Here is a 24075-nt window from a genome sequence, read left to right on the forward strand (position 1 = left end):
TGCCCGCAGCCGATAGCGCGCCGGGGCTCAGGCGTCGAGGGGGCGTCCTTTCGTTTCCGGCAAGGCGACGAGGCAGGTGACCAGCGCCAGCGCCACCACGACGATCGTGTACCACAGCCCGGCATAGGGATCGCCTGTCCGCGCGACGATATATTGGCTGACCAGCGGCAGGAAACCGCCGAAATAGCCGGTGCCGATATGATAGGGAATGGAGAGCGAACTGTAGCGGATGCGCGCCGGGAAATATTCCGACAGAAGCGCCGCGACCGGGCCATAGGTCGCGCCCGACAGGGTCCAGAGCAACAGCAACGCGGCGAACAGCATCAGCGCACGCGGCCAGTCGGGGCGGACGACGCCGAAATCATAGCCCTGCGCCGTCAGCACGGCATCGATCCCGTCACTGCTGAGGTCCGCCACGGCCACGCCGCCGATGCTGACCGCCGGGGCCGCGCCGCTGCGCTTCTCATAGGGGATGCCCCGCTTGGAAAAATGATCGAGCAGCTTGCCGCAGGCGGTCGGCTGAATCTTGGCGAAGGGATCGAAACGGCAATCGGGGCCGCTCACCACCACCGGCGCCCGTGCCGCCGCCTGCGTCAGGGCCGGGTTCGCGGTCGCGCCCATAAACTGGTAGAGCGGCATGACCAGCAGCAGCACCAGCGCATAGCCGATGACGATCGGCTTCTTGCGCCCGACCCGGTCGGACAGCCAGCCAAAGAAGATGAAGCTCGCCATGCCGGCAAAGGCGCTGCCGCCGACCAGCAACTGGGCGATGCCCGGCGCGACATGCAGGCCGCTCTGCAGGAAATAGAGCGCCTGGAACATCACCGTATAGGCAATCACGGTGAAGCCTGCCGCGATGCCGATCATCGCCACCAGCATCCGCTTCCTGTTGCCCGGCGCGGTGAAGGCTTCCTTCAGCGGGTTCTTCGCCTGTTGCCCCGCCTTCTTCATCGCGGTGAAGACCGGGCTTTCGCGCAGCATCAGCCGCATCCACAGCGAAATGGCGAGCAGCGCCAGCGAGAAGATGAAGGGAATGCGCCAGCCCCAGGCATCCCAGACCTCCATGCCGACGATCCACTGGGTGCCGACCACGACGATCAGCGACAGGATGAAGCCGCCAATCACGCCGGCCTGGATGAAGCTGGTATAGAAGCCGCGCTTTCCGGCCGGGGCATGTTCAGCGACATAGATGGCCGCGCCGCCATATTCGCCGCCCAGCGCCAGCCCCTGCGCGATGCGGAGCGATATCAGGATTATGGGCGCGGCAACGCCGATGCTGGCGGCCGACGGGGTGAGGCCGACGCCCGCCGTCGCCAGCCCCATCAGGACGATGGTGGCCAGGAACGTATATTTGCGCCCCAGCCGATCGCCCAGATAGCCGAACAGCATCGCGCCCAGCGGCCGGAAGCCAAATCCGATCGCGAAGCCGGCCAGCGAATAGAGAAGTTCGACGGTCGGATTGTCGGTCGGGAAGAAGGTGCGGCCGATGATCGGCGCCAGCACACCGTAGATGTAGAAATCATACCATTCGAACACCGTGCCGAGTGCCGAAGCGGTGATGACCAACCGGTCCCGCTTCGCATCCATCACATAGTCGCCCCCGACCGCCTGCGTCATCCCGCCCCCTTAACTTCCCACTTTTCCCGTATATTTTGACATCTTCATGCGCCAACGGGAAAGGAAATTTCCAACAGCACGCGCATAGCCGCCATGCCGACTGCCTAACATGGCTCGGCCCTTGTAGGACAGGTTCAGAACAGGCGCGAACCGTTCGGCACGGGCTTGTCGGGCGCGAACAGCATGACGGCGCCGGCCGCGTCGGCGAAGCCCAGGGTCAGCACCTCCGACATGAACTTGCCGATCTGGCGCGGCGGGAAATTGACCACGGCGGCGACCTGGCGGCCGGGCAGGCCTTCCAGCGCGTGATTTTCTGTGATCTGGGCGCTCGATTTCTTCTGGCCGATCGTCGGGCCGAAATCGATCAGCAGCTTGTAGGCGGGCTTGCGCGCTTCGGGATAGGGCTCGGCCGAGATGATCGTGCCGACGCGGATATCCACTTTCAGAAAATCGTCGAAGCCGATCGGGTCGGCGGCGGGGGCGCTGGGGTCGTGGGTCAGGTGCATGCAGGAACTCCATCTCCTCCCCGCCTGCGGGGAGGTGGCGGCGAAGCCGACGGAGGGGGCGTGCCCCAAATGCGAGGCCGCGTCCAGAAGCATCCCCCCTCCACCACTTCGTGGCCCCCCTCCCCGTTCCGGGGAGGATTGGTTACTCCAGTTCCAGGATCACCGCGTCCACCGGCAGGCTCTCGCCCTGTGCCGCCGACACGCTCTTGACCGTGCCCGCCTTGCCGGCGCGCAGGATATTTTCCATCTTCATCGCCTCGATCACGGCGAGCGGCTGGCCGATCTCGACCTTGTCGCCCTGCTTGACGTTCAGCGCGACCAGCAGGCCGGGCATGGGGCAAATCAGATATTTCGACAGATCGGGCGGGATCTTCTCGATCATGTGCGCGGCATAGGGCGCGGCGTGGGCGGGCAGGATGCGAAGCTTGTGGCTGGCGCCATGCGCCGTCAGCACGAAGCCCGACCGCATCGGCGCGATCCGCACCGCCAGCTGCTCCTCGCCAAACTCCGCCTCGATCAGGCGATCGCCGGGCGTATATTCCAGCGCCATGTCGATGCTCTCGCCATCGACCGTCACTTCGTCGCCGTCGATCACGACGTCATGAACGGCGTCGCCGATCTTCACCTGCCAGCCGGTGGGCGGCGACAGGCGACGGCCAAGCTGCCCGTCGATCCGCCGCGCGCGGTCGGCCTGCGCCATCGCGGCAAAGGCTCCGATCGCCGAAAGGCGCTGGAGCAGTTCAGGCGACGCGGGCGCGCCGGTGAAGCCTTCGGGATATTCCTCGGCGATGAAGCCGGTGGTGATGTTGCCCGAGCGGAAGCGCTCATGCTGCATCAGGGCGGAGACGAAATCGATATTGTGACCCGGCCCCTCGATCTCGAACTTGTCGAGCGCCTCGATCTGCTTGTCGATGGCTTCCAGACGCGTGGGCGCCCAGGTGATCAGCTTGGCGATCATCGGATCGTAGAAGATCGATACCTCGCCGCCTTCCTGCACGCCGTCATCCACGCGGATCAGCGCGCCGCTCTCATCCGTGCCGGTTTCGGGCGGATTATAGCGGATCAGGCGGCCGGTGGAGGGCAGGAAGCCGCGATAGGGATCTTCGGCATAGACGCGGTTCTCGATCGACCAGCCGTTGATCTTCACATCCGCCTGACCGAAGGACAGCTTCTCGCCATTGGCGACGCGGATCATCTGTTCGACCAGGTCGACACCGGTGATTTCCTCGGTGACGGGGTGTTCGACCTGAAGCCGGGTGTTCATTTCGAGGAAGTAGAAGCCGTCGCCGGTCTTGTCCTCGCCGCTGACGATCAGTTCGACCGTGCCGGCGCTGAAATAGCCGACCGCGCGGGCAAGCGCGACGCACTGTTCACCCATCTTCTTGCGCATCTCCGGCGACACGAAGGGCGAAGGCGCTTCCTCGACCACCTTCTGGTGGCGGCGCTGGATCGAGCATTCGCGCTCGTTCAGATAGACGATATTGCCATGCTGGTCGCCCAGCACCTGAATTTCGATGTGGCGCGGGCTTTCGATGAACTTCTCGATGAAGACGCGGTCGTCGCCGAAGCTGTTGAGGCCTTCGCGCTTGGTCGCCTCGAAGCCTTCGCGGACGTCCTGTTCGGAGTAGGCCAGGCGCATGCCCTTGCCGCCGCCGCCGGCCGAGGCCTTCATCATCACCGGATAGCCGATCTCGTTGGAGATGCGGACGGCGTGCTCGGTGTCGTCGATCACGCCGACGAAACCGGGCACGACATTGACGCCCGCTTCCATCGCCAGCTTCTTGGACTCGATCTTGTCACCCATCGCGGCGATGGCATTGGCCGGAGGGCCGACGAAGATGATGCCCTCGGCGTCGAGCGCCTTGCGGAAGCTCTCACGCTCGGACAGGAAGCCATAGCCGGGATGGACCGCATCGGCGCCGGTCGCCTTGCACGCCTCGATGATCTTGTCGGCCAGCAGATAGGACTGGGCGGCGGGCGACGGGCCGATATGGACGGCCTCGTCCGCCATCAGCACATGCGGCGCGCGGGCGTCGGCATCGGAATAGACCGCGACGGTCTTGATGCCCATCTTCTTGGCCGTGCGCATGACACGACACGCAATTTCGCCACGGTTCGCGATCAGGATCTTGGTGATTGCCATTATATTTCCTGTCCCAGTCCTTGTTCAGTTTCGTTCGCCTCACTTTTTCAAGCGAGGCTCAATCCCATTCCGGTTATCGACCTCTCCAGATCGATTTCAGGAAAATGCCCTGCCCGATCATCAGCATCACACCGAAAATCGCCGCAGCCTCTCCAAAAGGCATCTTCCCACCCGTCGGACACGGGTCCGCATCCGAGCATTCCATCATCGACCAGCCGAACAGCAGCAGGAGAACGGGAACGAGCGAAAGGCTGGTCCACACCGTCACCCATATATGCCGGCGGCGCGTCATTCCTTCCATTCAAACACCAAACCCACCTTCGTCATGCCGGACTTGATCCGGCATCCCGCTTTCTTCCCGCGCGACGGCAAAGAAGAAGCGGGACCCCGAATTAAATCCGGGGTGACGAAGCTGGGCGCGAATTTCACTCCGCCGCCTCCAGTTCGACCTTCACTTCGGCCTGCATCGGCACGACGCCCAGCTTGGCGAACAGCGCCGCGTCGGCATTGTCGCCGGCGTTCGCCGTGGTCAGCAGCTTGTCGCCGGTGAAGATGCTGTTCGCGCCGGCCATGAAGCAGAGCGCCTGGCAGCTATCCGACATGCTCTCGCGGCCCGCGGACAGGCGCACCATCGATTCCGGCATCACGATCCGCGCGACCGCGACCGTGCGCACGAACTCGATCTCGTCAATCTTGGCGAGCGGGGTGTCGGCCAGCATATTGCCCAGCACCGTGCCCTTGACCGGGACCAGCGCGTTGATGGGCACGCTCTGCGGATGGACCGGCAGCACGGCCAGCGCGTGCAGGAAGCCGACGCGATCCTCGCGCGCCTCGCCCATGCCGACGATGCCGCCCGAGCAGACGTTGATGCCCGAATTGCGGACATTTTCCAGCGTCACCAGACGATCGTCAAAGGTCCGCGTCGTGATGACCTTCTCATAATGTTCGGGCGAGGTGTCGATATTATGATTGTAATAATCAAGGCCGGCTTCCGCGAGCATGTCGGCCTGGCTTTCGCTCAACATCCCCAGCGTCATGCAGGTTTCCATGCCCATCTGGCGCACGCCCTTCACCATCTCGACAATGGCGGGCATGTCGCGATCCTTGGGGTTGCGCCAGGCCGCGCCCATGCAGAAGCGCGAGCTGCCCGCGTCCTTCGCCTGCGCCGCCGCCTGCATCACCGCCTGCACGCTCATCAGCTTCTCGGCCTTCAGGCCGCTTTCCGCCGAGGCCGACTGATTGCAGTAACCGCAATCCTCCGGGCAGCCGCCGGTCTTGATCGACAACAGGGTCGACAGCTGCACCTCGTTGCGCGGGAAGTTGGCGCGGTGGATCGACTGCGCTTCGAACATCAGGTCGCCAAAGGGCAGGTCGAACAGCGCGGCGATTTCCTCGCGCGTCCAGTCGTTGCGGGCGGTCAGGGTGCAGGGGGTATTCATTTACGCAGCTTCCTCTAGCCCCGCCGGGGGCATGTTGTGGCCGAGCAGGCGCAGCACATCGGCGGCGCACTCCACGACATTGGAACCCGGCCCATAAATGCCCTGAACCCCTGCGTCACGAAGATAGTCATAATCCTGCGGCGGGATGACCCCGCCCGCGATCACCTTGATGTCGCTGCGTCCCTTTTCGCGCAGCCGGTTGATCAGTTCCGGGATCAACGTCTTGTGCCCGGCGGCCAGAGAAGACGCGCCGACCACATCGACGCCGCTGTCGAGCGCCAGCACCACCGTTTCCTCCGGCGTCTGAAACAGCGGCCCGGACACGACATCGAAGCCCATGTCGCCGAACGCCGACGCGATGATGTTGGCGCCCCGGTCGTGCCCATCCTGCCCCATCTTGGCGACGAGGAGTTTGGGCTTGCGGCCGAGGCGCCGTTCGACGGCCTGCACCCCGTCGAGAACCTGTTTCCAGCGGCTGTCATCCTTGTAGGGCGCGCCATAGACGCCCTTCACCGGCGTCGGCTGCGTGCCATAGCGGTTGAAACTATCCTCCATGGCGGCGGAGATTTCACCCAGCGTGGCGCGCGCGCGGGCGCACTCGACGGCGTGGGCGAGGAGGTTCGTCTCGATCGACTGCGGCGCAGCGGCGGCATCGCGCAGCGATTGCAGCGCAGCCTGGCAGGCATCCTCGTCGCGCTCGGCCTTCACCCGGTTGATGCGGGCGATCTGCGCCTCGCGGACCTTGGTGTTGTCGACTTCCAGCGTTTCGAGCAGATCCTCGTTGGCGAGGCGATATTTGTTGACGCCGACGATGACATCCTCGCCCCGGTCGACGCGGGCCTGACGGGCGGCCGCCGCGGTTTCGATCATCGCCTTGGGCCAGCCCGCGCCCACGGCCTTGGCCATGCCGCCTTCGGCCTCGACGCGGTCGATAATCTCCTGCGCGGCGTCGACCAATTGCTGGGTCAGCGCCTCGATATAATAGCTGCCGCCCAGCGGATCGACGACATTGCACATGCCGGTCTCTTCCTGGATGACGATCTGCGTGTTGCGCGCGATGCGGGCGGAAAAGTCGGTCGGCAGCGCGATCGCCTCGTCCAGCGCATTGGTGTGGAGCGACTGGGTGCCGCCCAGCATCGCCGCCATCGCCTCGATCGTGGTGCGCATGACGTTGTTGTACGGGTCCTGCTCGGTCAGCGAGACGCCCGACGTCTGGCAATGGGTGCGCAGCATCTTGCTGCGCTCGTCCTGCGCGCCGAGCTTGGTCATGACGCGATGCCACAACACGCGGGCGGCGCGCAGCTTGGCGATCTCCATGAAGAAGTTCATGCCGATGGCGAAGAAGAAGCTCAGCCGCCCGGCGAACTTGTCGATGTCGAGGCCGCTCGCCACGCCATAGCGCACATATTCCGCGCCGTCGGCGATGGTGAAGGCCAGTTCCTGCACCTGCGTCGCGCCGGCTTCCTGCATATGATAGCCGGAAATGGAGATGCTGTTGAACTTGGGCATCTCGCGCGACGTATAGCCGAAAATGTCGCTGATGATCCGCATCGAGGGTTCGGGCGGGTAGATATAGGTGTTGCGGACCATGAACTCCTTGAGGATGTCGTTCTGGATGGTCCCGTCGAGCAATTTGCGCTCGACCCCCTGTTCCTCGCCCGCGACGATGAAGAAGGCCAGGATCGGGATCACCGCGCCGTTCATGGTCATCGACACGCTCATCTTGTCGAGCGGAATGCCGTCGAACAGGATCTTCATGTCCTCGATCGTGTCGATCGCCACGCCGGCCTTGCCGACATCGCCGACGACGCGGGGATGATCGCTGTCATAGCCGCGATGGGTGGCCAGGTCGAAGGCGACGGAGAGGCCCTTCTGCCCGGCGGCGAGGTTGCGGCGATAGAAGGCGTTGGATTCCTCGGCGGTCGAGAAGCCTGCATATTGGCGGATGGTCCAGGGACGGCCCGCATACATGGAGGCGCGCACGCCGCGGGTGAAGGGGGCGAAGCCCGGCAGGCCCGGATCGACGGTCACATCCTCGGCGGTGTAGAGCGGCTTCACCACGATACCCTCCGGGGTATCCCAGTTCAGATCCTTGCCCTTCACTTCCTTGGCGGCAGCGGCGGCCCACTGGTCCAATGTCGGCTTCTCGGTCATCCTAGTCCCTACCTTATTCCTCTCCCGCAGGCGGGAGAGGATACGCAGGCTTGCCAACTTGTTGGCTAGCCGAAGTTGGAGTGGGCTGTCCCGTGCCCACCCCGCTGCGACTAGGCGGCAAAGCCGCCAAGTCTCGCTGCCCCTCCCGCAAGCGGGAGGGGTGATATCAATGCGCGCCGTCCTTCGGCGTCTCCATGATCTCGGTCAGCACCCCGTTCATGTCCTTGGGGTGGACGAAGAAGATCGGCGTGCCATGGGCGCCGATGCGGGGTTCGCCCAGCACCTTCTTGCCCAGCCCCTCGAACCAGGCCTTGGCTTCCATGATGTCGGGCACTTCATAGCACATATGATGCTGCCCGCCGGCCGGGTTCTTGGCGATGAAGCCGTGGATCGGGCTGTTCTCGCCCAGCGGCTCGATCAGCTCGATCTGCGTGCCCGCCGTGCCGCCTTCGCCAGGCGTATCCACGAAGCACACCTTCACCCCCTGCGCCGGCAGGTCGAACGGTTCATGCGTCAGCGTCGCGCCCATGATATCGCGATAATAAGCGAGCGAAGCCTCCAGCGAAGGCGTCGCTATGCCGATATGGTTGAGACGGCCGAGTTTCACATCCTATCCTTCGTCATTGCGAGCGAAGCGAAGCAATCCATGCGACGTTTCACCCTTGAGCGATGCCCTGATACAAACCCTGCCAATCGGGATTGAACCCGGTAATCAATGCTAGCTTCTTCGCCCGCGAGCCTGACTTGATCTGCTTCTCGCGGGCGATGGCTACCTCCATCGTTTCCGCCATTTCGTACCAGACCAGCATCTTGCAGCCGTACCGTTGCGTGAACCCGACGGCGATACCCTCCCGATGCTGCCACACACGCTGCGGCAGGTTTGAGGTGACACCGGTATAGAGCGTCCCGTTCCGTCCGCTCGCCATGATGTAGACCGCCGGTCGCATCACCTTCCTTCCATACCCCCGTCATTGCGAGGAGCCGCAGGCGACGCGGCAATCCATACGGCGCGCCAGTGGATTGCTTCGCTGCGCTCGCAATGACGAATGTGGAAGGCGCGGACATCATCTATCACAGCGGAATATTATCGTGCTTCTTCCAGGGGTTCTCCAGCGCCTTGTTCCTGAGCTTGCGCAGGCCCAGCGCGATCCGCTTGCGAGTCGAGTGCGGCTGGATCACCTCGTCGATGAAGCCCTTGCTCGCTGCCACGAAGGGGTTGGCGAAGCGGTCTTCATATTCCTTGGTCTTTTCCGCGATCTCTTCGGGCGTCTTGCCGCGGAAGATGATCTCGACCGCGCCCTTGGCGCCCATCACCGCGATTTCGGCGGTCGGCCAGGCATAGTTCAGATCGCCGCGCAGATGCTTGGAGGACATGACATCATAGGCGCCGCCATAGGCCTTGCGGGTGATGACGGTGATCTTCGGCACGGTCGCCTCGGCATAGGCGAACAGCAGTTTCGCGCCATGCTTGATGATGCCCGAATGTTCCTGCGCGGTGCCCGGCAGGAAGCCCGGCACGTCGACGAAGGTGACGATCGGGATTTCGAACGCATCGCAGAAGCGCACGAAGCGGCCGGCCTTCTTGGACGAGTTGATGTCGAGCACGCCGGCCAGCACCATCGGCTGGTTGGCGATGATGCCCACCGTCTTGCCCTCGATCCGGCCGAAACCGCACAGGATATTGCCCGCATGGGCCGGCTGCACTTCAAAGAAGTCGCCCTCGTCCACCACCTTGCGGATCAGCTCGTGCATGTCATAGGGCTGGTTGGCATTGGCCGGGATCAGCGTGTCGAGGCTGTCCTCCAGCCGGTCCCACGGGTCGGCGCTCGGCCGCTCGGGCACTGGTTCCTTGTTGGACGCGGGCAGGAAGTCGACGAAATCGCGCACCGCCAGCAGCGCCTCGATATCGTTCTCGAACGCCACGTCCGCCACGCCCGACTTGGTCGTGTGGGTGATCGCGCCGCCCAGTTCCTCCTGCGTCACCACCTCGTTGGTCACCGTCTTGACCACGTCAGGCCCGGTCACGAACATGAAGCTGCTGTCCTTCACCATGAAGATGAAGTCGGTCATCGCCGGCGAATAGACCGCGCCGCCCGCGCACGGCCCCATGATGACGCTGATCTGCGGCACCACGCCCGACGCCAGCACATTGCGCTGGAAAATCTCCGCATAGCCGGCGAGCGAGGCCACGCCTTCCTGGATGCGCGCGCCGCCGCTGTCGTTGAGGCCGATCACCGGCGCCCCGACCTTCATCGCGATGTCCATGATCTTGCAGATCTTCATCGCGTGCCGTTCCGACACCGCACCGCCATAGACGGTGAAATCCTGGCTGAAGACATAGACGAGGCGGCCGTTGATCGTGCCCGATCCGGTGACCACGCCGTCGCCCGGAATATGCTGTTCGTCCATGCCGAAATCGATGCAGTTATGCTCTACATACATGTCCAGCTCTTCAAAGCTGTCCTCGTCCAGCAGCACTTCGATCCGCTCCCGCGCGGTCAGCTTGCCCTTGCCATGCTGCGCGTCAATGCGGCGCTGGCCGCCGCCCATGCGGGCGCCCTCGCGCTTGGCTTCCAGCTGTTCGATGATGGCGAGCTTCGACATGAAAGGCTTCTCTCCAAATTCGTGGCGTCAATAGCTTGGCCGACGCCGCCTTGCCCTTCCCCTACCCAGCCGCACGCAAAGTTCGCAAATGTAAATTTGCCAATTTGCAAATCGCGACTTCGCAAATTAGGGTAAGGATTATGGCACGCGGCAATCGTATATTCGCAGGTCCACGCCTGCGCCAGCTGCGCCTGGACCATCGCATGGACCAGGCGACGATGGCGCAGGCACTGGGCATATCCGTATCCTATCTTTCGCAGATGGAAAATGACGATCGCCCGCTGACCGCCAAGGTCAAGGCCGCGCTCGCCAATGCCTTTCCCACCGACTGGGCCAGTTTCGACAGCCGTGAGGATGAGCAATTGCTGGGCGCCTTCGCCTTCGCCCTGTCCCATCCCGAACTGCCCGGCCCGGCGCTGGAACCGGAACGGATCGAGAAGCTGCATCTGCAATTTCCCGAGTTCGCGGCCCGCTATGTCGATCTCTACAACGCCCATATGCGCGCCAATGAGCGGATCAACATGATCGAGGAGGCGATCGCCAACGATCATGAGGTGCAGGCCCGCCTGCCATGGGAGGCGGCGCGCGACTGGTTTCATGAGGCGGGCAATTATGTCCATAGCCTCGACTGCCTGGCCGAGGAGATGGCCGAAAGCTTTGCCCAGGGCCAGGTGCTGGACGAAGGGATGCTGGTCGAGGCGCTGGCCCGCCGCCACGGCATCGAGACGCTGATCGCCGAGACGCCCGACAGCGCGCTGCGCGCCTATCGCGCCGCCGACCGGCAATTGTTCATCAACGCCGCCCTGCCGACCGAAAGCCGCAAGTTCATGCTGGCACACCAGCTGATGATGCTGGAGGGACAGGCGGTGATCGCCGATGTGGTGCGCAAGGCCGGCCTGCCGGTCACCGGCGCCGACCGGCTGCTCGCGATCGGCCTTGGCAATTATGCCGCCGGCGCGCTGCTGATGCCCTATGCCCCCTTCCGCGAGGCGGCGCGGACGATGCGCCATGATATCGACCGGCTGGCCCGCACCTTCGGCGTCAGTTTCGAACAGGCCTGCCATCGCCTGTCCACGCTGCAACGGCCGGGCCTGCGCGGCATCCCCTTCTTCTTCTGCCGGGTCGACATGGCCGGCAACATCACCAAGCGCCACAGCGCCACCCGCCTGCAATTCGCCCGCTTCGGCGGCGCCTGCCCGCTGTGGAACGTGCATGAGGCCGTCGCCGTGCCCGACCGCATCAATGTGCAGCTTGGCGAGACTCCCGACGGCGTGCGTTATGTCTCGATGGCCAAGGGGCTGGTGAAGCCGTCCGGCAGCTACAAACGCACCCCGCGCCGCTTTGCCGTGGTGCTGGGCTGCGAAGTCGCCCATGCGGCCAATTTCGTCTATGCCGACGGCCTGCATCTGAACGAGGAAGGCGCCGCGACGCCGATCGGCATCACCTGCCGCCTCTGCTCGCGCCAGAGCTGCGACCAGCGCGCCTTCCCACCCGCCGACCGCCCGATCCATGTCGATCCCGACAATCGCCAGATCGTGCCCTACTGGATCGGCTGACATGAAGTAATAATTACACGAAAATCCGAAATAAAATCCGACATTACTTTTACATTTCAATACTCATCTTCAACCATGAAGATCGTGCAGCATATTGAAATATAATTCACTTATATGTCGTGTCACTTTTAACAAAATTGTCATAGCGAAATCCCAGTTGCAGGGCGGGACTGTCACGGACAGCTCGGTGCCAGAACAGATAATCGGCACCCTTGTCGCACATGGTAAAAAGGGATTTCGGGTCAATGAAACAGCTATTGATGTGCAGCGCCGCGCTGGTCGTGGCCGCTGCGCCGACGATCGCGCTTGCGCAATCGACCGGCTCGCAGGATTTCGAGGACAGCATCATCGTCACCGGCGCGCAGGGCGACCAGAGCGTCGGCGGCGTCAAGATTCCCGAAACGCCCAAGGCCAAGGTCACGCTGGACCAGGAGATCATCGCCCGCCAGCGCCCCGGCCAGGCGATCAACGAAACGCTGAACCTGGTGCCCGGCGTCAGCTTCTCCAACCAGGACCCGTGGGGATCGCTGGGCGGCAGCTTCACAGTGCGCGGCTTCAGTTCCGACCGCGTGTCGCAGACGATCGACGGCATTCCGCTCAATGACTCGGGCAATTACGCGCTCTACACCAACCAGCAGCTCGACCCGGAAATCATCGAGGCGGCGACCGTCAGCCTGGGTTCGACCGATGTCGACAGCCCGACCGCCTCGGCCGCCGGCGGCACGATCAACATCCGCTCGCTGATGCCATCGGACGAGATGGGCGCGATGATCAGCGCCAGCTATGGCAATATCGTCGCCCGCGGCAATGACGATGATCGCGCCTATCACCGCATCTTCGGCATGGTCCAGACCGGCGTCTTCACGCCCTTCGGCACCAAGGCCTGGTTCGCCGCCTCGCGCGCGACCAACAAGTCGACCTACACCAATTATGGCGGCGTCGATAAGCAGCAATATAATGGCAAGATCTACCAGCCGATCGGCAGCAATGGCGACTTCATCGCGCTGGCCGGCCATTACAACCAGAACCGCAACACCTTCAACGGTTCGACCTATACCACCGCGACCTTCCCCGGCACGACCGACGGCCGCTTCTACGACACCGCGACCTGCACCGTGGACACGCCGCAGACCGGCGTCACCGACTATGCCAATAGCTGCGGCTCGGCGTTCGAGCGGCGCTACAACCCGTCCAACACCGGCAATGTCCGGCTCAATTCGCGCTTTACTCTGGCCAGCGGCCTGACCCTCACGGTCGATCCCAGCTTCCAATATACCAAGGCCAATGGCGGCGGCACATCCTATGCCTATGAAGGGGCCAGCGCCGACGGCAATACGGGCGGCTATTATCTCAAGGACAGCCGCAACACCGCCACCAGCAGCTCGACCCAATATTATTATGTCGGCGGCGTGGACCTGAATGGCGATGGCGACACGCAGGATTTCGTCCGCGTCCTCTCACCCAGCCAGACCGTGACCAAACGCTATGGCGTGATCGCCAACCTGTCCTACGATATCGACCCCGACAACCGCCTGCGCCTGTCCTACACCTATGACCGCGCCCGCCATCGCCAGACCGGCGAAGCCGGCTATCTGGAACTGGACGGCAGCCCGGTCGATGTCTTCCCGATCAACAATCCGATCGTCGATGCCGACGGCAATGTCGTGCAGAAGCGCAACCGCCTGTCCTATGCGACGCTGAACCAGATTTCGGGCGAATATCGCGGTTCCTATCTCGACGATCAGGTCATCCTGTTGCTGGGCGCGCGCATGCCCTTCTTCAGCCGCGACCTCAATCAATATTGCGTCACCACCGACGCATCGGGCAACGTCAACTGCCCGGCGACCCAGGCCGGCATCGATGCCCAGCTCGACGCCAACAGCGCCTATGCCGCGCCGCAGTCGCGCAAGTTCGACTATAACAAGCTGCTGCCCAACCTTGGCGTCACCTACAAGTTCACCAGCAAGGCCAGCGTCTTCACCAGCTATGCCAAGAACCTGTCCGTGCCCGGCACCGACGCCCTCTATGGCGCGCTTTATTTCGACGAAGGCTCCAGCTCGGGCAATCCCAAGCCGGAAACGTCAGACGCCTTCGACCTTGGCGTGCGCTATCAATCCGGCATCGTTCAGGCGCAGCTCTCGGGCTGGTACACCCGCTACAACAATCGCCTGGCAACCGCCTATGACGCCGATTGCGATTGCAGCGTGACCCGCAACCTCGGCCGCGTCGACAAATATGGCATGGATGGCAGCGTCGCGGTGCGGCCGGTCAAGGATCTGATGCTCTACGTCTTCGGCTCCTACCTCAAGTCGGAGATCAAGGACGATGTCCAGACCGGCGCCAGCACCTATGCCGCAACCGCCGGCAAGCGTGAGGCCGGCGCGCCGGTCTATACGCTGGGTAGCCGCATCCAGGGCACGCTCGGCCCGGTCGATCTCGGCCTTCAGATCAAGCGGACCGGCGAGCGCTATGTCAACGACATCAATACGGTGAAGCTGCCCGGCTATACGCTGGTCGATCTCGACGCCCGCTTCTCGCTGGAGCAATGGGGCCTCAAGAAGACCTTCTTCCAGCTCAACGTCACCAACCTGTTCGACAAGGTCTATATCGGCTATTCGGGCACCGGCCTGACCAGCACCGCCACCACCGCCTATCTCGGCTCGCCCCGCGCGATCAGCGGATCGATGGTCGTGGCCTTCTGACCGGACGAAGGGGCGCCGGCATCGGCGGGCGCCCCTTTTTCCTTTCGCATCAAGATCAAGGCTGTGGCTTCGCGCGCGCCTTGGCCGGCAACGGCGCAAAAATGGGGTGAAAGCTGATTTCAACCCGTCGGTTCTGACGTTCGGCGACATTTGCGCCCGTGGCTAAGCGCTGACGTGACGCTCCACGGGCTTTGATATCAATATCATCTTCCGGAATGCCATGCGCTGACAAATAGGCCCGCACCACCTTCGCGCGCCTTCGCCCAAGCGCGGGATTTTCGCGCGTGTCGGCATGCCCTTCAATCACGGTCCGACCATAGCCGCAGTTCGCAGCAAGGCGACTGACCCGGTCAAGAATATTCCGCGCCTCTTCGTCCACATAGGCAATGTCGGAATCGAAGGCGATGATGAAGGGACCGGTAAAACATTCAAAGCTGTTAGCCTGGCTGGGTAGCCCCAATGCGAGCAGCGCGCATGCTACGGATAGAATTTTGCCGGTTGAACGCATATCGTTTCCGCACCCCTCAGGCAGTTGATCATAAAACCCAAACCTGTAGCCGAGAAGCGCTCAGTCAGGCATCTTCATCGCTCCGTCCAGATAGTCGAGAAAAGCGCGCACCCGCGCAGCGGTGCGGTCTTCTGCGGCGTAGAGGGCGTGAATATCCTCGCCGTCGCCGGGGTTATAGTCGGCCAGCACTTCGACCAGGCGCCCCGCCCTGATGTCGCTGGCGACATGGAAATGGCCGTGCCGGGCGATGCCGCCGCCGGCGATCGCCATCTGGCGTACCACTTCGCCCGAATTGCCGTAGAAGCTGCCCTGCACCGGTCGCTGCACCAGCTTTCCGCCGATGCGGAACGGCCAGCCGTCGATCGAGCGGCGGAAGCTGAAGCGCAGGCAGTCATGATCGTCCAGATCGTCCGGCGTCTGCGGCGTGCCGCGCCGGGCAAGATAGGCCGGGCTCGCCACCAGCACCATCGCGCTATGGCCCAGCTTCTTCGCCCGCAGGCTGGTGTCGCGCAGCGGGCCGATGCGGATGGCGATATCGGCCCGTTCCTCGACCAGATCGACGATCGTGTCGGACAGGGTCAGGTCCACCGTCACCGCCGGATAAAGTTCTCGGAAGCCGGGCAGGATCGGGATCAGGCATTCGATGCCGAAGGAGGGCGAGGCGTTGATCCGCAGCAGCCCGCGCGGCGTCGTGCGATCCTCGCCCAGCCCCGCCTCCAGCGCCATCATGTCGCCCAGCAGCACCGCCATCCGGTCGCGATAGGTGACGCCCTCCGGAGTCAGCGCCAGCGCGCGGGTGGTCCGCCGCAGCAGGGTGACACCCAGCCGCTGTTCCAGTCGCGCGATCGACCGGCTGACCGCCGATGGCGTCAGCCGCAGCGCCTTGGCCGCCGCCGCCAGACTGCCCTCGCCCGCCACCATCAGGAAGGTTTCGATGTCGCCGAACCGGTTATCCATGATTTCAAATCACTTCTGAAATGCGAAAGTGCAATCTAATCATCAATGCAAAATGCTCTATCTTGCTGTCAACTTCGCTGTCACTTTTCAGAGGAATGCACCATGGATCTTCAGCTTTCGGGCAAGACCGCCCTCGTCACCGGATCGACCGCCGGCATCGGCTTCGCCATCGCCAAGCGCCTGGCTGAGGAAGGGGTCGAGGTCGTCATTACCGGCCGCAACCAGGCCAAGCTGGACGCTGCCACCGCCGAGCTTTCGCAGGCCGGCACCATCCGCCCGGTGCTGGCCGACCCCGCCACCGCTGCGGGCGCCGACGCGCTGATCGCCGCCGTCCCGGACATCGACATCCTCGTCAATAATCTCGGCATCTACGAGGCCAAGGACTTCACCGACATCACGGACGCGGACTGGCATCATCTGTTTGAGGTCAATGTCGTGAGCGGCGCCCGCCTCGCCCGCCATTATTTCCCGAAGATGCTGGCGAAGAACTGGGGCCGCATCCTGTTCATCGCCAGCGAAAGCGGCCTGCTGCCGCCGGCCGAGATGATCCATTATGGCATGACCAAGTCGGCCCAGCTCGCCATTTCGCGGGGCCTGGCCGAACATACGCGCGGCACCGGCGTCACCGTCAATTCGGTGCTGCCCGGTCCGACCCGCTCGGAAGGCATTGTCGAGTTCATCCGCTCCGTGGTCGAGAATAAGGACGCGTCCGAAGCCGAGCGCGAGGCCGAATTCTTCACCAAGCTGCGCCCGCTCTCGCTGATCAAGCGGCTGATCGAAGCCGATGAAGTCGGCGCGATGACCGCCTATCTCGCCAGCCCGCTGGCGGCCGCCACCAATGGCGCGGCGGTCAAGGTCGAAGGCGGCATGGTGCCGACGATCTACTAGGCCGTAGACTCATAAGCGCGGAGCCAGAGGCGCACTGAGGCAAGTTGGACCATGGCGAGGAAGTTCTCTGCCAGCTTTTCGTAGCGGGTGGCGACGCGGCGGAAGTGCTTGAGTTTGGAGAAGAACCGCTCGATCAGATTGCGCTCGCGGTATAGCCGTTTGCTGAAGCAGGACTTCCACTTTCGATTGGATTTGGCCGGGATGTTGGGCGTGGCGCCCTGTTGCTCGATCAACGCGCGGATGCGATCGGCATCGTAGGCCTTGTCGGCAAGCACGATCATGTGCGGCCCAAGATGGTTGAGTAGATCGTCCGCAACTTGGCCATCATGCGCCTGCCCAGCAGTCAGGCCGAGCCGGATAGGGAGGCCTTGCGTGTCGACGACCGCGTGGATTTTGGTCGTGAGCCCTCCCCGGGAGCGACCGAGACAATGATCTCGATCCCTCTTTTTGCCGTCGCAGCCTGTTGGTGCGCACGGATGGAAGTGCTGTCGATCATCTGGATGTCCCCATCATAGGCAGCGGTGATGGCGTCCATCAACCGCTCCCAAACGCCGGCCTTTCGCCATCGCACGAAACGATTGTAGCAGGTGGTGCGAGGGCCGTAGCGCTCGGGTAAATCGCGCCATGGCGCACCCGATCGCAGCACCCAGAAGATGCCGTTCAGCACACGGCGGTCATCGACGCGCGGAACGCCTCGCGGCTTATTGGGAAGCAGCGGTTCGATCACGCGCCACTCGAAGTCGGTCAGATCATATCGGCTCATATGGAGCCTGAATCCGAATTTTGAGCGATGGGGAAGGCTTCGATGACGAACCCATATTTGGGGAGTGCCGGCCATGTGATACTTGGCATTATGACGAGACTCATTCGCACCATAATGGGCGCCGCTATTCTCGCGCTCTGCTCTTCTCAGGCTGCAGCATATAGCTCGGTTTGCAGTAATCCTAAACGGGCGCGGATCTTCGCCACAGCCGTCATCATTTTGCCTGACGATGATATAAAAAAACTGGAAGCGGCGTTTGAGAAGCTCTCCACGCGGGTTGGCATGACCACATGGGGTGTCGGTAGCTCAGAAGGAGGGCGAACCCTGAGCCAAACGTTGGGGCTTCAAAGTCCTAAAATCAGCGTCAGTATCACTGCTCGTTGGAAACCAGGAAAACGTAACGCGCTGTTGAAAGTCGAGCGGACTTGCATCAACGACGACCTTGAGCCTTGGGCTGGATATTGGCGGAAAGTCCGCAGCGAGCTGACGCAAGCAGGCTACAGATTACAATAGCCCGACGGCCTCACCAATTTATGGGTTCACGACCTAAAAACTCCATGTCCGTTCGTTTCGAGCTTGTCGAGAAACGGAAGCATGGCGCTTGCCGCTTCTCGACTTCGCTCGAAGCGAACGGGAGTTAGCATCCTGCTTGTGGCAACTGGCCCTGTCGCTCGTTTCCTCCTCTGCCTATGAGGATGGAAATGAGCGATACGGACTGCCTGCCCACCATCGACCAGGCGCTGGAACAGGATGGCTATGCCCGCCTGGCCGGCGCCGACCTGCTGCGCCAGCTGGATATCGGCGCGGCCGACTGGGCGCCCTTTGCCCGCAGCTGGGACGATCTTGGCCCCGACCTCTTCATGGCCGATGGCGGCCGTTATCGCCGTCGACGCCACGCCACCTTTCGCTGCGCCGCCGGACAGTTCAGCCGCCAGCCGCACCAGCCCCATTATCAGAGCCGCGACTATAACCCGCTGAACGGCGACGTGCAGCGCTGGTTCGATCCGGTCGAGGACGCGACGATCGCGCTGCCGGCGACGCAGGCGCTGCTGGCCTTTTGCGCCGGCCATTTCGATCCGGCATCATCGGGCGACTGGCATGTCGAGATGCACCAGTTCCGGATCGAGGCGAAGCCCGGCGAGCTTGGCCGTCCCACACCCGAGGGCATGCACCGCGACGGCGTCGACCGGGTCTTCGTGATGCTGGTCGAGCGCCGCAATGTGCGCGAGGGCGTCACCCGCATCGGCGCCGCCGACGGCACGCCGATGGGGGAATTCACCCTGGCCCAACCGGGCGACGCGATGCTGATCGACGACCACCGCATCTTCCACGGCGTAACCGAAATCCACGCCGTCGATCCCGCCCAGCCCGCCTGGCGCGACGCGCTGGTGATCACCTTTCAATCCTCCCCGGCACGGGGAGGTGGCATCGCGCAGCGATGACGGAGGGGGCTGGCCGACGGCACGCCCCCTCCCCCCCCGCGAGCGGGGAGGATTATTTCAGCAGCACCAGTTCTTCGGCCATGCTGGGGTGCAGCGCCACGGTATCGTCGAAATCCTGCTTGGTGAGGCCCGCCTTGACCGCGACGGCGGCTGCCTGCAGGATTTCCGGCGCATCCGGGCCGATCATGTGCAGGCCCACCACCTTGTTGGTGGTCGCATCCACGACCATCTTGTAGAGCGCCCGCTCGTCGCGTCCGGCCAGCACATTCTTCATCGGCCGGAAGTCGGAGGTATAGACCTTCACCGTGCCATATTTGTTCTTGGCCTGCGCTTCGGTCAGGCCGACGCCCGCCAGCGGCGGATGGCTGAACACGGCCGACGGCACGCAGCTATAGTCGACGGTGCGCGGATTGTTGCCGAACGCGGTGTCGGCAAAGGCATGGCCCTCGCGGATCGCCACCGGGGTCAGTTGCAGCCGGTCGGTGACGTCGCCCACCGCATAGATGCTCTCACAGCTGGTGCGGCTATATTCATCGACCTTGATCGCGCCCTTGTCGTCGATCTCGACGCCGGCATTCTCCAGCCCCAGCCCGTCGGTGTGCGGACGGCGACCAGTGGCGAACAGCACGATGTCGGCCGCGACCGGATCGCCATTCTTGAAGTGGACGCACAAGGTGCCATCCTCCTTCTTCTCGATCTTCTCCATCTGCGCGTTGAAGCGGAAATTAATCCCCTTCATCGTCGAAATCTGGAGCAGGCGGTCGCGGATCTGCTCGTCATAGCCGCGCAGCAGCGTGCCGCCCCGGTTGACCATCGTCACATGGCTACCGAACTGATGGAAGATGCCGGCAAATTCATTGGCGATATAGCCGCCGCCGACGATGACGATGCGCTTGGGGCATTCGTCCAGGTGGAACACCTCGTTGGAGGTGATGCCATGTTCGGCGCCCTCCACCTCGGGGATCAGCGGCCAGGCACCGGTCGCGACCAGAATGACCTTGGCCGTCACCTCGCGGCCGCTGGCGAGCTTCACGCTGTGCGGCCCGGTCACCGTCACCCGCTCGGCGATCAGCTCGACCTTATGGCTGTTCAGCGTATTGGTGTAGAGCCCTTCGAGCCGGTCGACATCGGCCAGCACATTGTCGCGCAGCGTCGCCCATTCAAAGCCGCAGTCCGGCACGTTCCAGCCAAAGCGGCGGGCGTCCTTCAGATCCTCGGCGAAATGCGCGCCATAGATGAGCAGCTTCTTGGGTACGCAGCCGCGGATGACGCAGGTGCCACCGACGCGAAATTCCTCGGCCACCGCGACCTTTGCGCCATGCGCGGCGGCGACGCGCGACGCGCGCACCCCGCCCGATCCTGCGCCGATGACGAAAAGGTCGAAATCATAATCGCTCATGCCAGTCTCCGCTCGGCGCACCATCTTGCTTGGCGGCGGATATGGCGGCTGGACGGCGCAGTTACAAATGGGAATTTCCTCCCCGCCTGCGGGGAGGGGGACCATGCGCAGCATGGTGGAGGGGGTGCGCCGCCAGCCCGGCGGAGAAGGATAGCCCCCTCCACCGGCCTGCGGCCGGTCCCCCTCCCCGTGCCGGAGAGGATTATTCGCCCAGTGCGATCTCGATCAGCGCCATGGTCGAGGGGTCGAAGCCGGTCGGGCCGTTGGCCTCGATCGACTTGGCGATCTCCTTGCCCAGCTCGACGCCGAACTGGTCATAGGGATTGATCCCCATCAGCACGGCATTGGCGAAGGTGCGATGCTCGTAGAAGGCGATCAGCGCGCCCAGCGCTTCCGGATTCACATCGTCCATCAGGATGGTGGTCGACGGGCGGTTGCCGGCATAGGCGCGCGCCGGGTCTTCATTGTCCTTGCCGCGCATCAATGCCGCGCCCTGGGCGAAGCAGTTGACCAGCAACGCGCGATGATGCGCCGGGTCGAGCGCATTGCCCGGCTCGATCGAGGCGATGAACTCGACCGGGGTCAGGATCGTGCCCTGGTGCAGCAACTGGAACACGGCATGCTGCGCATCGGTGCCGACACCGCCCCAGGTGATCGGCGCGGTCGGCCCATCCACCGGCGAGCCGTCCAGCTTCACCGACTTGCCATTGCTCTCCATCTCCAGTTGCTGGAGATAGGAGGGCAGCAGCGCCAGCCGCTCGTCATAGGCGAACAAAGCGCGGGTCTCACAGCCCAGCACACGGGCATAATATTGATCGACGAAGGCGGCGATCAGCGGGATATTCTCGCGCGGATCGGTCAGCTGGAAATGGCGGTCCATCGCCGCCGCGCCCTCCAGCAGGCTTTCGAACGCATCCCAGCCCAGCGCCAGCGCGGCGGGGAAGCCGATCGACGACCAGAGCGAATAGCGGCCGCCCACGCTTTCGGGGAAGGGCAGGATGCGGGTCTCGTCGACGCCCCATTCCATTGCCTTTTCCGGCGCGGCGGTGAGCGCAATCACCTTGCCATAAGGGTCTTCGACACCGGCCTCGACCATCCAGTTGATCGCGCTCGCCGCGTTCAGCATGGTTTCGCTGGTGGTGAAGGTCTTGGACGCGATCGCGATCAGCGTGGCGTCGGGATCGAACGCATCCATCGCCTTTTCGAGCGCCGTGCCGTCGACATTGGAGACGATCGCGACATCGTAACGCATGCCGTCGCCGCCCAGCGCATCGACGATCAGGTCGGGCCCAAGCGCCGACCCGCCGATGCCGATATGCAGGATATGCCGGATCGGGCCGAGCGCCTCTGCCTCGATCGCGTCGATCAGCGCGCGGGTGCGATTGTGCAGCGCCTTGGCCAGCGCCACGCTGTCGGCATTGCCGACGCCGCGCTGCGCGGTGTGCTCGGCGGCGCGTCCTTCGGTATTGTTCACCGCCTCGCCGGCGAACAGCGCTTCGCGCCGGCCGGTGAAATCCTGTTCCTGCGCCAGCTTCAAGAAGCCGTCGACCAGATCGTCGGTCAGATGCGTCTTGGACCAGTCGAAGCGCAGCGGCCCATGGCTCAGCACCAGCTTGGACAGGCGGTCGGGATCACTCTCGAAGATGGTCTTGAGTTCAGCTTGAGGCAGGGCGGCAAGGGCCGCCAGTGCGGGACTGGACATGCGGGAGATCCTCTTGGTCGTTGGTCGATATCGACGCTGCACCGGTCGATTCTTCCTCTCCTTATCCAAAAGCGGCACGCATTGCATCGTCCACGCGCTTGACGCGGCGCGGGCGACCCCGCAAAAGCCGCGACAGGCCGCAGTGACACGTCGCAGCGCGGCACGATCTTGAAGGAACATTAGGCAGACATGAGCGCAAAATCGGAAACGCGGGACTTCATCTGGTTCCTCGCCAAGCTGGCGGTGTTCGTCTTCGTCCTGCGCAGCTTCATCGTCTCCCCCTTCAACATCCCCTCGGAATCGATGCAGCCGCGCCTGCTGATCGGCGACTATCTGCTGGTCGCCAAATGGCCCTATGGCTATTCGCGCTATTCGCTGCCCTTCTCGGTGCCGCTGATCCCCGGCCGCATCTTCGCCTCGACGCCGCAGCGCGGCGACGTGGTGGTGTTCAAGGCGCCGCCCAGCCAGAAGAACGACTATATCAAGCGGGTGATCGGCCTGCCGGGCGACATGATTTCGGTCCGGGGCGGCACCGTCTATCTGAATGGCCAGGCAATCCCGAAGCAGAAGGTCGCCGACCTCGTCATCCCCGTGACGCCGAATATGGAAGATGCCGCGCAGAAGGAAGGCAGCCCCTCCCCCTGCTACCGCCCCGAATTCGAGCAGTCCGCGCCGGGCGGTGGCAAGCAGTGCCGCTATCCCCAGTTCCGCGAAACCCTGCCGGGCGGCAAGAGCTACAATGTCCTCGACCTTGTGCCCGATGGCGCCGCCGACGACCGTGACACCGTGCTGGTGCCGCAAGGCCATCTCTTCATGATGGGCGACAATCGCGATCGCAGCGCCGACAGCCGCTTCCCGGCGGTCGAGGGCGGTGGCATTGGCCTGGTTCCCGAGGAAAATCTGGTCGGCAAGGCGCTCGTCTCCGTCTTCTCGACCGACGGCAGCGCCAACTGGCTGCTGCCCTGGACCTGGTTCACCGCCGCACGCTGGAGCCGGATCGGGGAAGGCTTTTGATGGTGGCTTCGCACAGGCCTGATACCGCAGCCTGGCTGATCGCGCTGATCGGCCGTGCGCCGATCAACCCCGCCGCCTTCGAACAGGCGCTGACCCATGGCAGCGCCAAGGCGGAAAATTACGAGCGGCTGGAATTTCTGGGCGACCGCATTCTGGGGCTGCTGATCGCCGAATGGCTTTTTGACCGCTTCCCGGCCGAGCCGGAGGGCAAGCTGTCGCGCCGTTTCAACGCGCTGGTCTCGGGCGAGACCTGCGCGCAGGTGGCCCGCGCTGCCGGCGTGCCCGCCCATCTGGTGCTGGGCAAGCAGGCCCGCGACGATGGCGCCGCCGACAGCGACAATGTGCTGGGCGACGTGATGGAGGCGCTGATCGGCGCCCTCTATCTTGAGGCCGGGCTGGACGAGGCACGCACGCTGGTCCGCCGTCTGTGGGGTGACCGGGTCGACACGCAGACCGCCGCGCCGCGCCATCCCAAGTCGGCGCTGCAGGAATGGGCCGCGTCGAACAAGCGCAAGCCACCCGAATATGTGATGACGGACCGGTCGGGGCCGCACCATGCGCTGCGCTTCACCGTCACCGTCTCGATCAAGGGCGCGGGCGAGGCGAGCGCCACCGGCGGCTCCAAGCAGGAAGCCGAAACCGCTGCCGCGAAAGCCCTGCTGGAGCAATTGGCGGGCTAAG

The 24075-nt window shown here is 63.6% G+C and carries 21 protein-coding genes; 7 read left to right on the plus strand and 14 right to left on the minus strand.

Going from position 1 to position 24075, the window contains the following annotated elements; translation table 11 throughout:
- Positions 1 to 27: 27 nt before the first annotated feature.
- From U0025_RS09975 to U0025_RS10015, 9 genes are all read right to left on the minus strand, one after another.
- Positions 28 to 1617, minus strand: a complete 1590-nt coding sequence (locus tag U0025_RS09975) for an MFS transporter (RefSeq protein ID WP_004207223.1) — start codon at positions 1615 to 1617, stop codon at positions 28 to 30.
- A gap of 134 nt (positions 1618 to 1751) precedes the next feature.
- The gene (locus U0025_RS09980; RefSeq protein WP_037490156.1) at positions 1752 to 2123 is read right to left on the minus strand and encodes a tRNA-binding protein; all 372 of its coding nucleotides are present in this window, start codon (positions 2121 to 2123) and stop codon (positions 1752 to 1754) included.
- A gap of 142 nt (positions 2124 to 2265) precedes the next feature.
- On the minus strand, positions 2266 to 4266 hold the full coding sequence (locus U0025_RS09985) for an acetyl-CoA carboxylase biotin carboxylase subunit (RefSeq protein WP_004207225.1): 2001 nt from the start codon (positions 4264 to 4266) through the stop codon (positions 2266 to 2268).
- A gap of 73 nt (positions 4267 to 4339) precedes the next feature.
- Positions 4340 to 4567, minus strand: coding sequence for a hypothetical protein (locus U0025_RS09990; protein WP_004207226.1), 228 nt, complete (start codon positions 4565 to 4567; stop codon positions 4340 to 4342).
- Positions 4568 to 4691: 124 nt separating this feature from the next.
- Complete coding sequence (gene bioB, locus U0025_RS09995) at positions 4692 to 5705, minus strand: biotin synthase BioB (protein WP_004207227.1); 1014 nt, start codon at positions 5703 to 5705, stop codon at positions 4692 to 4694.
- The gene (gene scpA / locus U0025_RS10000) at positions 5706 to 7859 is read right to left on the minus strand and encodes a methylmalonyl-CoA mutase (protein ID WP_004207228.1); all 2154 of its coding nucleotides are present in this window, start codon (positions 7857 to 7859) and stop codon (positions 5706 to 5708) included.
- A 166-nt stretch (positions 7860 to 8025) separates the two neighbouring features.
- Positions 8026 to 8466 (minus strand): methylmalonyl-CoA epimerase, encoded by a 441-nt coding sequence (gene mce, locus U0025_RS10005; protein WP_004207229.1) that lies wholly within the window; start codon positions 8464 to 8466, stop codon positions 8026 to 8028.
- Between the two features lie 49 nt (positions 8467 to 8515).
- On the minus strand, positions 8516 to 8806 hold the full coding sequence (locus U0025_RS10010) for a GIY-YIG nuclease family protein (RefSeq protein ID WP_004207230.1): 291 nt from the start codon (positions 8804 to 8806) through the stop codon (positions 8516 to 8518).
- A gap of 124 nt (positions 8807 to 8930) precedes the next feature.
- Positions 8931 to 10463: an acyl-CoA carboxylase subunit beta gene (locus U0025_RS10015; RefSeq protein WP_004207231.1), complete on the minus strand. Its 1533-nt coding sequence runs from the start codon at positions 10461 to 10463 to the stop codon at positions 8931 to 8933.
- 140 nt (positions 10464 to 10603) lie between these two features.
- Between U0025_RS10015 and U0025_RS10020 the strand changes: the two genes are divergently transcribed.
- Together U0025_RS10020 and U0025_RS10025 are read left to right on the plus strand one after the other, a co-directional pair.
- A complete protein-coding gene (locus U0025_RS10020) occupies positions 10604 to 12019 on the plus strand; it encodes a helix-turn-helix domain-containing protein (protein ID WP_004207232.1) in 1416 nt (471 codons plus the stop codon).
- A 245-nt stretch (positions 12020 to 12264) separates the two neighbouring features.
- On the plus strand, positions 12265 to 14721 hold the full coding sequence (locus tag U0025_RS10025) for a TonB-dependent receptor (RefSeq protein ID WP_004207233.1): 2457 nt from the start codon (positions 12265 to 12267) through the stop codon (positions 14719 to 14721).
- 55 nt (positions 14722 to 14776) lie between these two features.
- Here U0025_RS10025 and U0025_RS10030 read toward each other — a convergent pair whose 3' ends face one another.
- Entirely contained in the window at positions 14777 to 15229 is a 453-nt protein-coding gene (locus U0025_RS10030; protein ID WP_004207234.1) for an OmpA family protein, read from the minus strand.
- Positions 15230 to 15289: 60 nt separating this feature from the next.
- Positions 15290 to 16186: a LysR family transcriptional regulator gene (locus tag U0025_RS10035; RefSeq protein WP_004207235.1), complete on the minus strand. Its 897-nt coding sequence runs from the start codon at positions 16184 to 16186 to the stop codon at positions 15290 to 15292.
- A gap of 102 nt (positions 16187 to 16288) precedes the next feature.
- Between U0025_RS10035 and U0025_RS10040 the strand changes: the two genes are divergently transcribed.
- Positions 16289 to 17074, plus strand: a complete 786-nt coding sequence (locus U0025_RS10040; RefSeq protein WP_004207236.1) for an SDR family NAD(P)-dependent oxidoreductase — start codon at positions 16289 to 16291, stop codon at positions 17072 to 17074.
- Here the strand turns inward: U0025_RS10040 and U0025_RS10045 are convergent.
- Positions 17071 to 17837 (minus strand): IS5 family transposase gene (locus tag U0025_RS10045; RefSeq protein ID WP_139278774.1). Its coding sequence is split into 2 segments (ribosomal slippage): positions 17071 to 17516 and positions 17516 to 17837, totalling 768 coding nucleotides; the frame shifts between segments, so codons are not numbered across the junction. The two genes, U0025_RS10040 and U0025_RS10045, sit on opposite strands and share 4 nt — an antisense overlap.
- Before the next feature lie 42 nt (positions 17838 to 17879).
- Here U0025_RS10045 and U0025_RS10050 point away from each other — a divergent pair.
- Positions 17880 to 18350, plus strand: a complete 471-nt coding sequence (locus tag U0025_RS10050; protein WP_139278773.1) for a hypothetical protein — start codon at positions 17880 to 17882, stop codon at positions 18348 to 18350.
- A 188-nt stretch (positions 18351 to 18538) separates the two neighbouring features.
- A complete protein-coding gene (locus U0025_RS10055) occupies positions 18539 to 19279 on the plus strand; it encodes a 2OG-Fe dioxygenase family protein (protein ID WP_004207239.1) in 741 nt (246 codons plus the stop codon).
- 52 nt (positions 19280 to 19331) lie between these two features.
- Here the strand turns inward: U0025_RS10055 and gor are convergent, their stop codons facing one another.
- A complete protein-coding gene (gene gor / locus U0025_RS10060) occupies positions 19332 to 20678 on the minus strand; it encodes a glutathione-disulfide reductase (RefSeq protein WP_004207240.1) in 1347 nt (448 codons plus the stop codon).
- 202 nt (positions 20679 to 20880) lie between these two features.
- Positions 20881 to 22380, minus strand: coding sequence for a glucose-6-phosphate isomerase (gene pgi / locus U0025_RS10065; protein WP_004207241.1), 1500 nt, complete (start codon positions 22378 to 22380; stop codon positions 20881 to 20883).
- A 189-nt stretch (positions 22381 to 22569) separates the two neighbouring features.
- Between pgi and lepB the strand changes: the two genes are divergently transcribed.
- On the plus strand, positions 22570 to 23394 hold the full coding sequence (lepB, locus tag U0025_RS10070) for a signal peptidase I (protein WP_004207242.1): 825 nt from the start codon (positions 22570 to 22572) through the stop codon (positions 23392 to 23394).
- Positions 23394 to 24074 carry a ribonuclease III gene (gene rnc, locus U0025_RS10075; RefSeq protein WP_004207243.1) on the plus strand — a complete coding sequence of 227 codons (681 nt, stop codon included), beginning with the start codon at positions 23394 to 23396 and terminating at the stop codon, positions 24072 to 24074. The genes lepB and rnc overlap by 1 nt, the downstream gene beginning before the upstream one ends.
- Position 24075 lies beyond the last annotated feature (1 nt).

The sequence above is a fragment of the Sphingobium yanoikuyae genome (assembly GCF_034424525.1).
GTDB classification, from domain to species: domain Bacteria; phylum Pseudomonadota; class Alphaproteobacteria; order Sphingomonadales; family Sphingomonadaceae; genus Sphingobium; species Sphingobium yanoikuyae.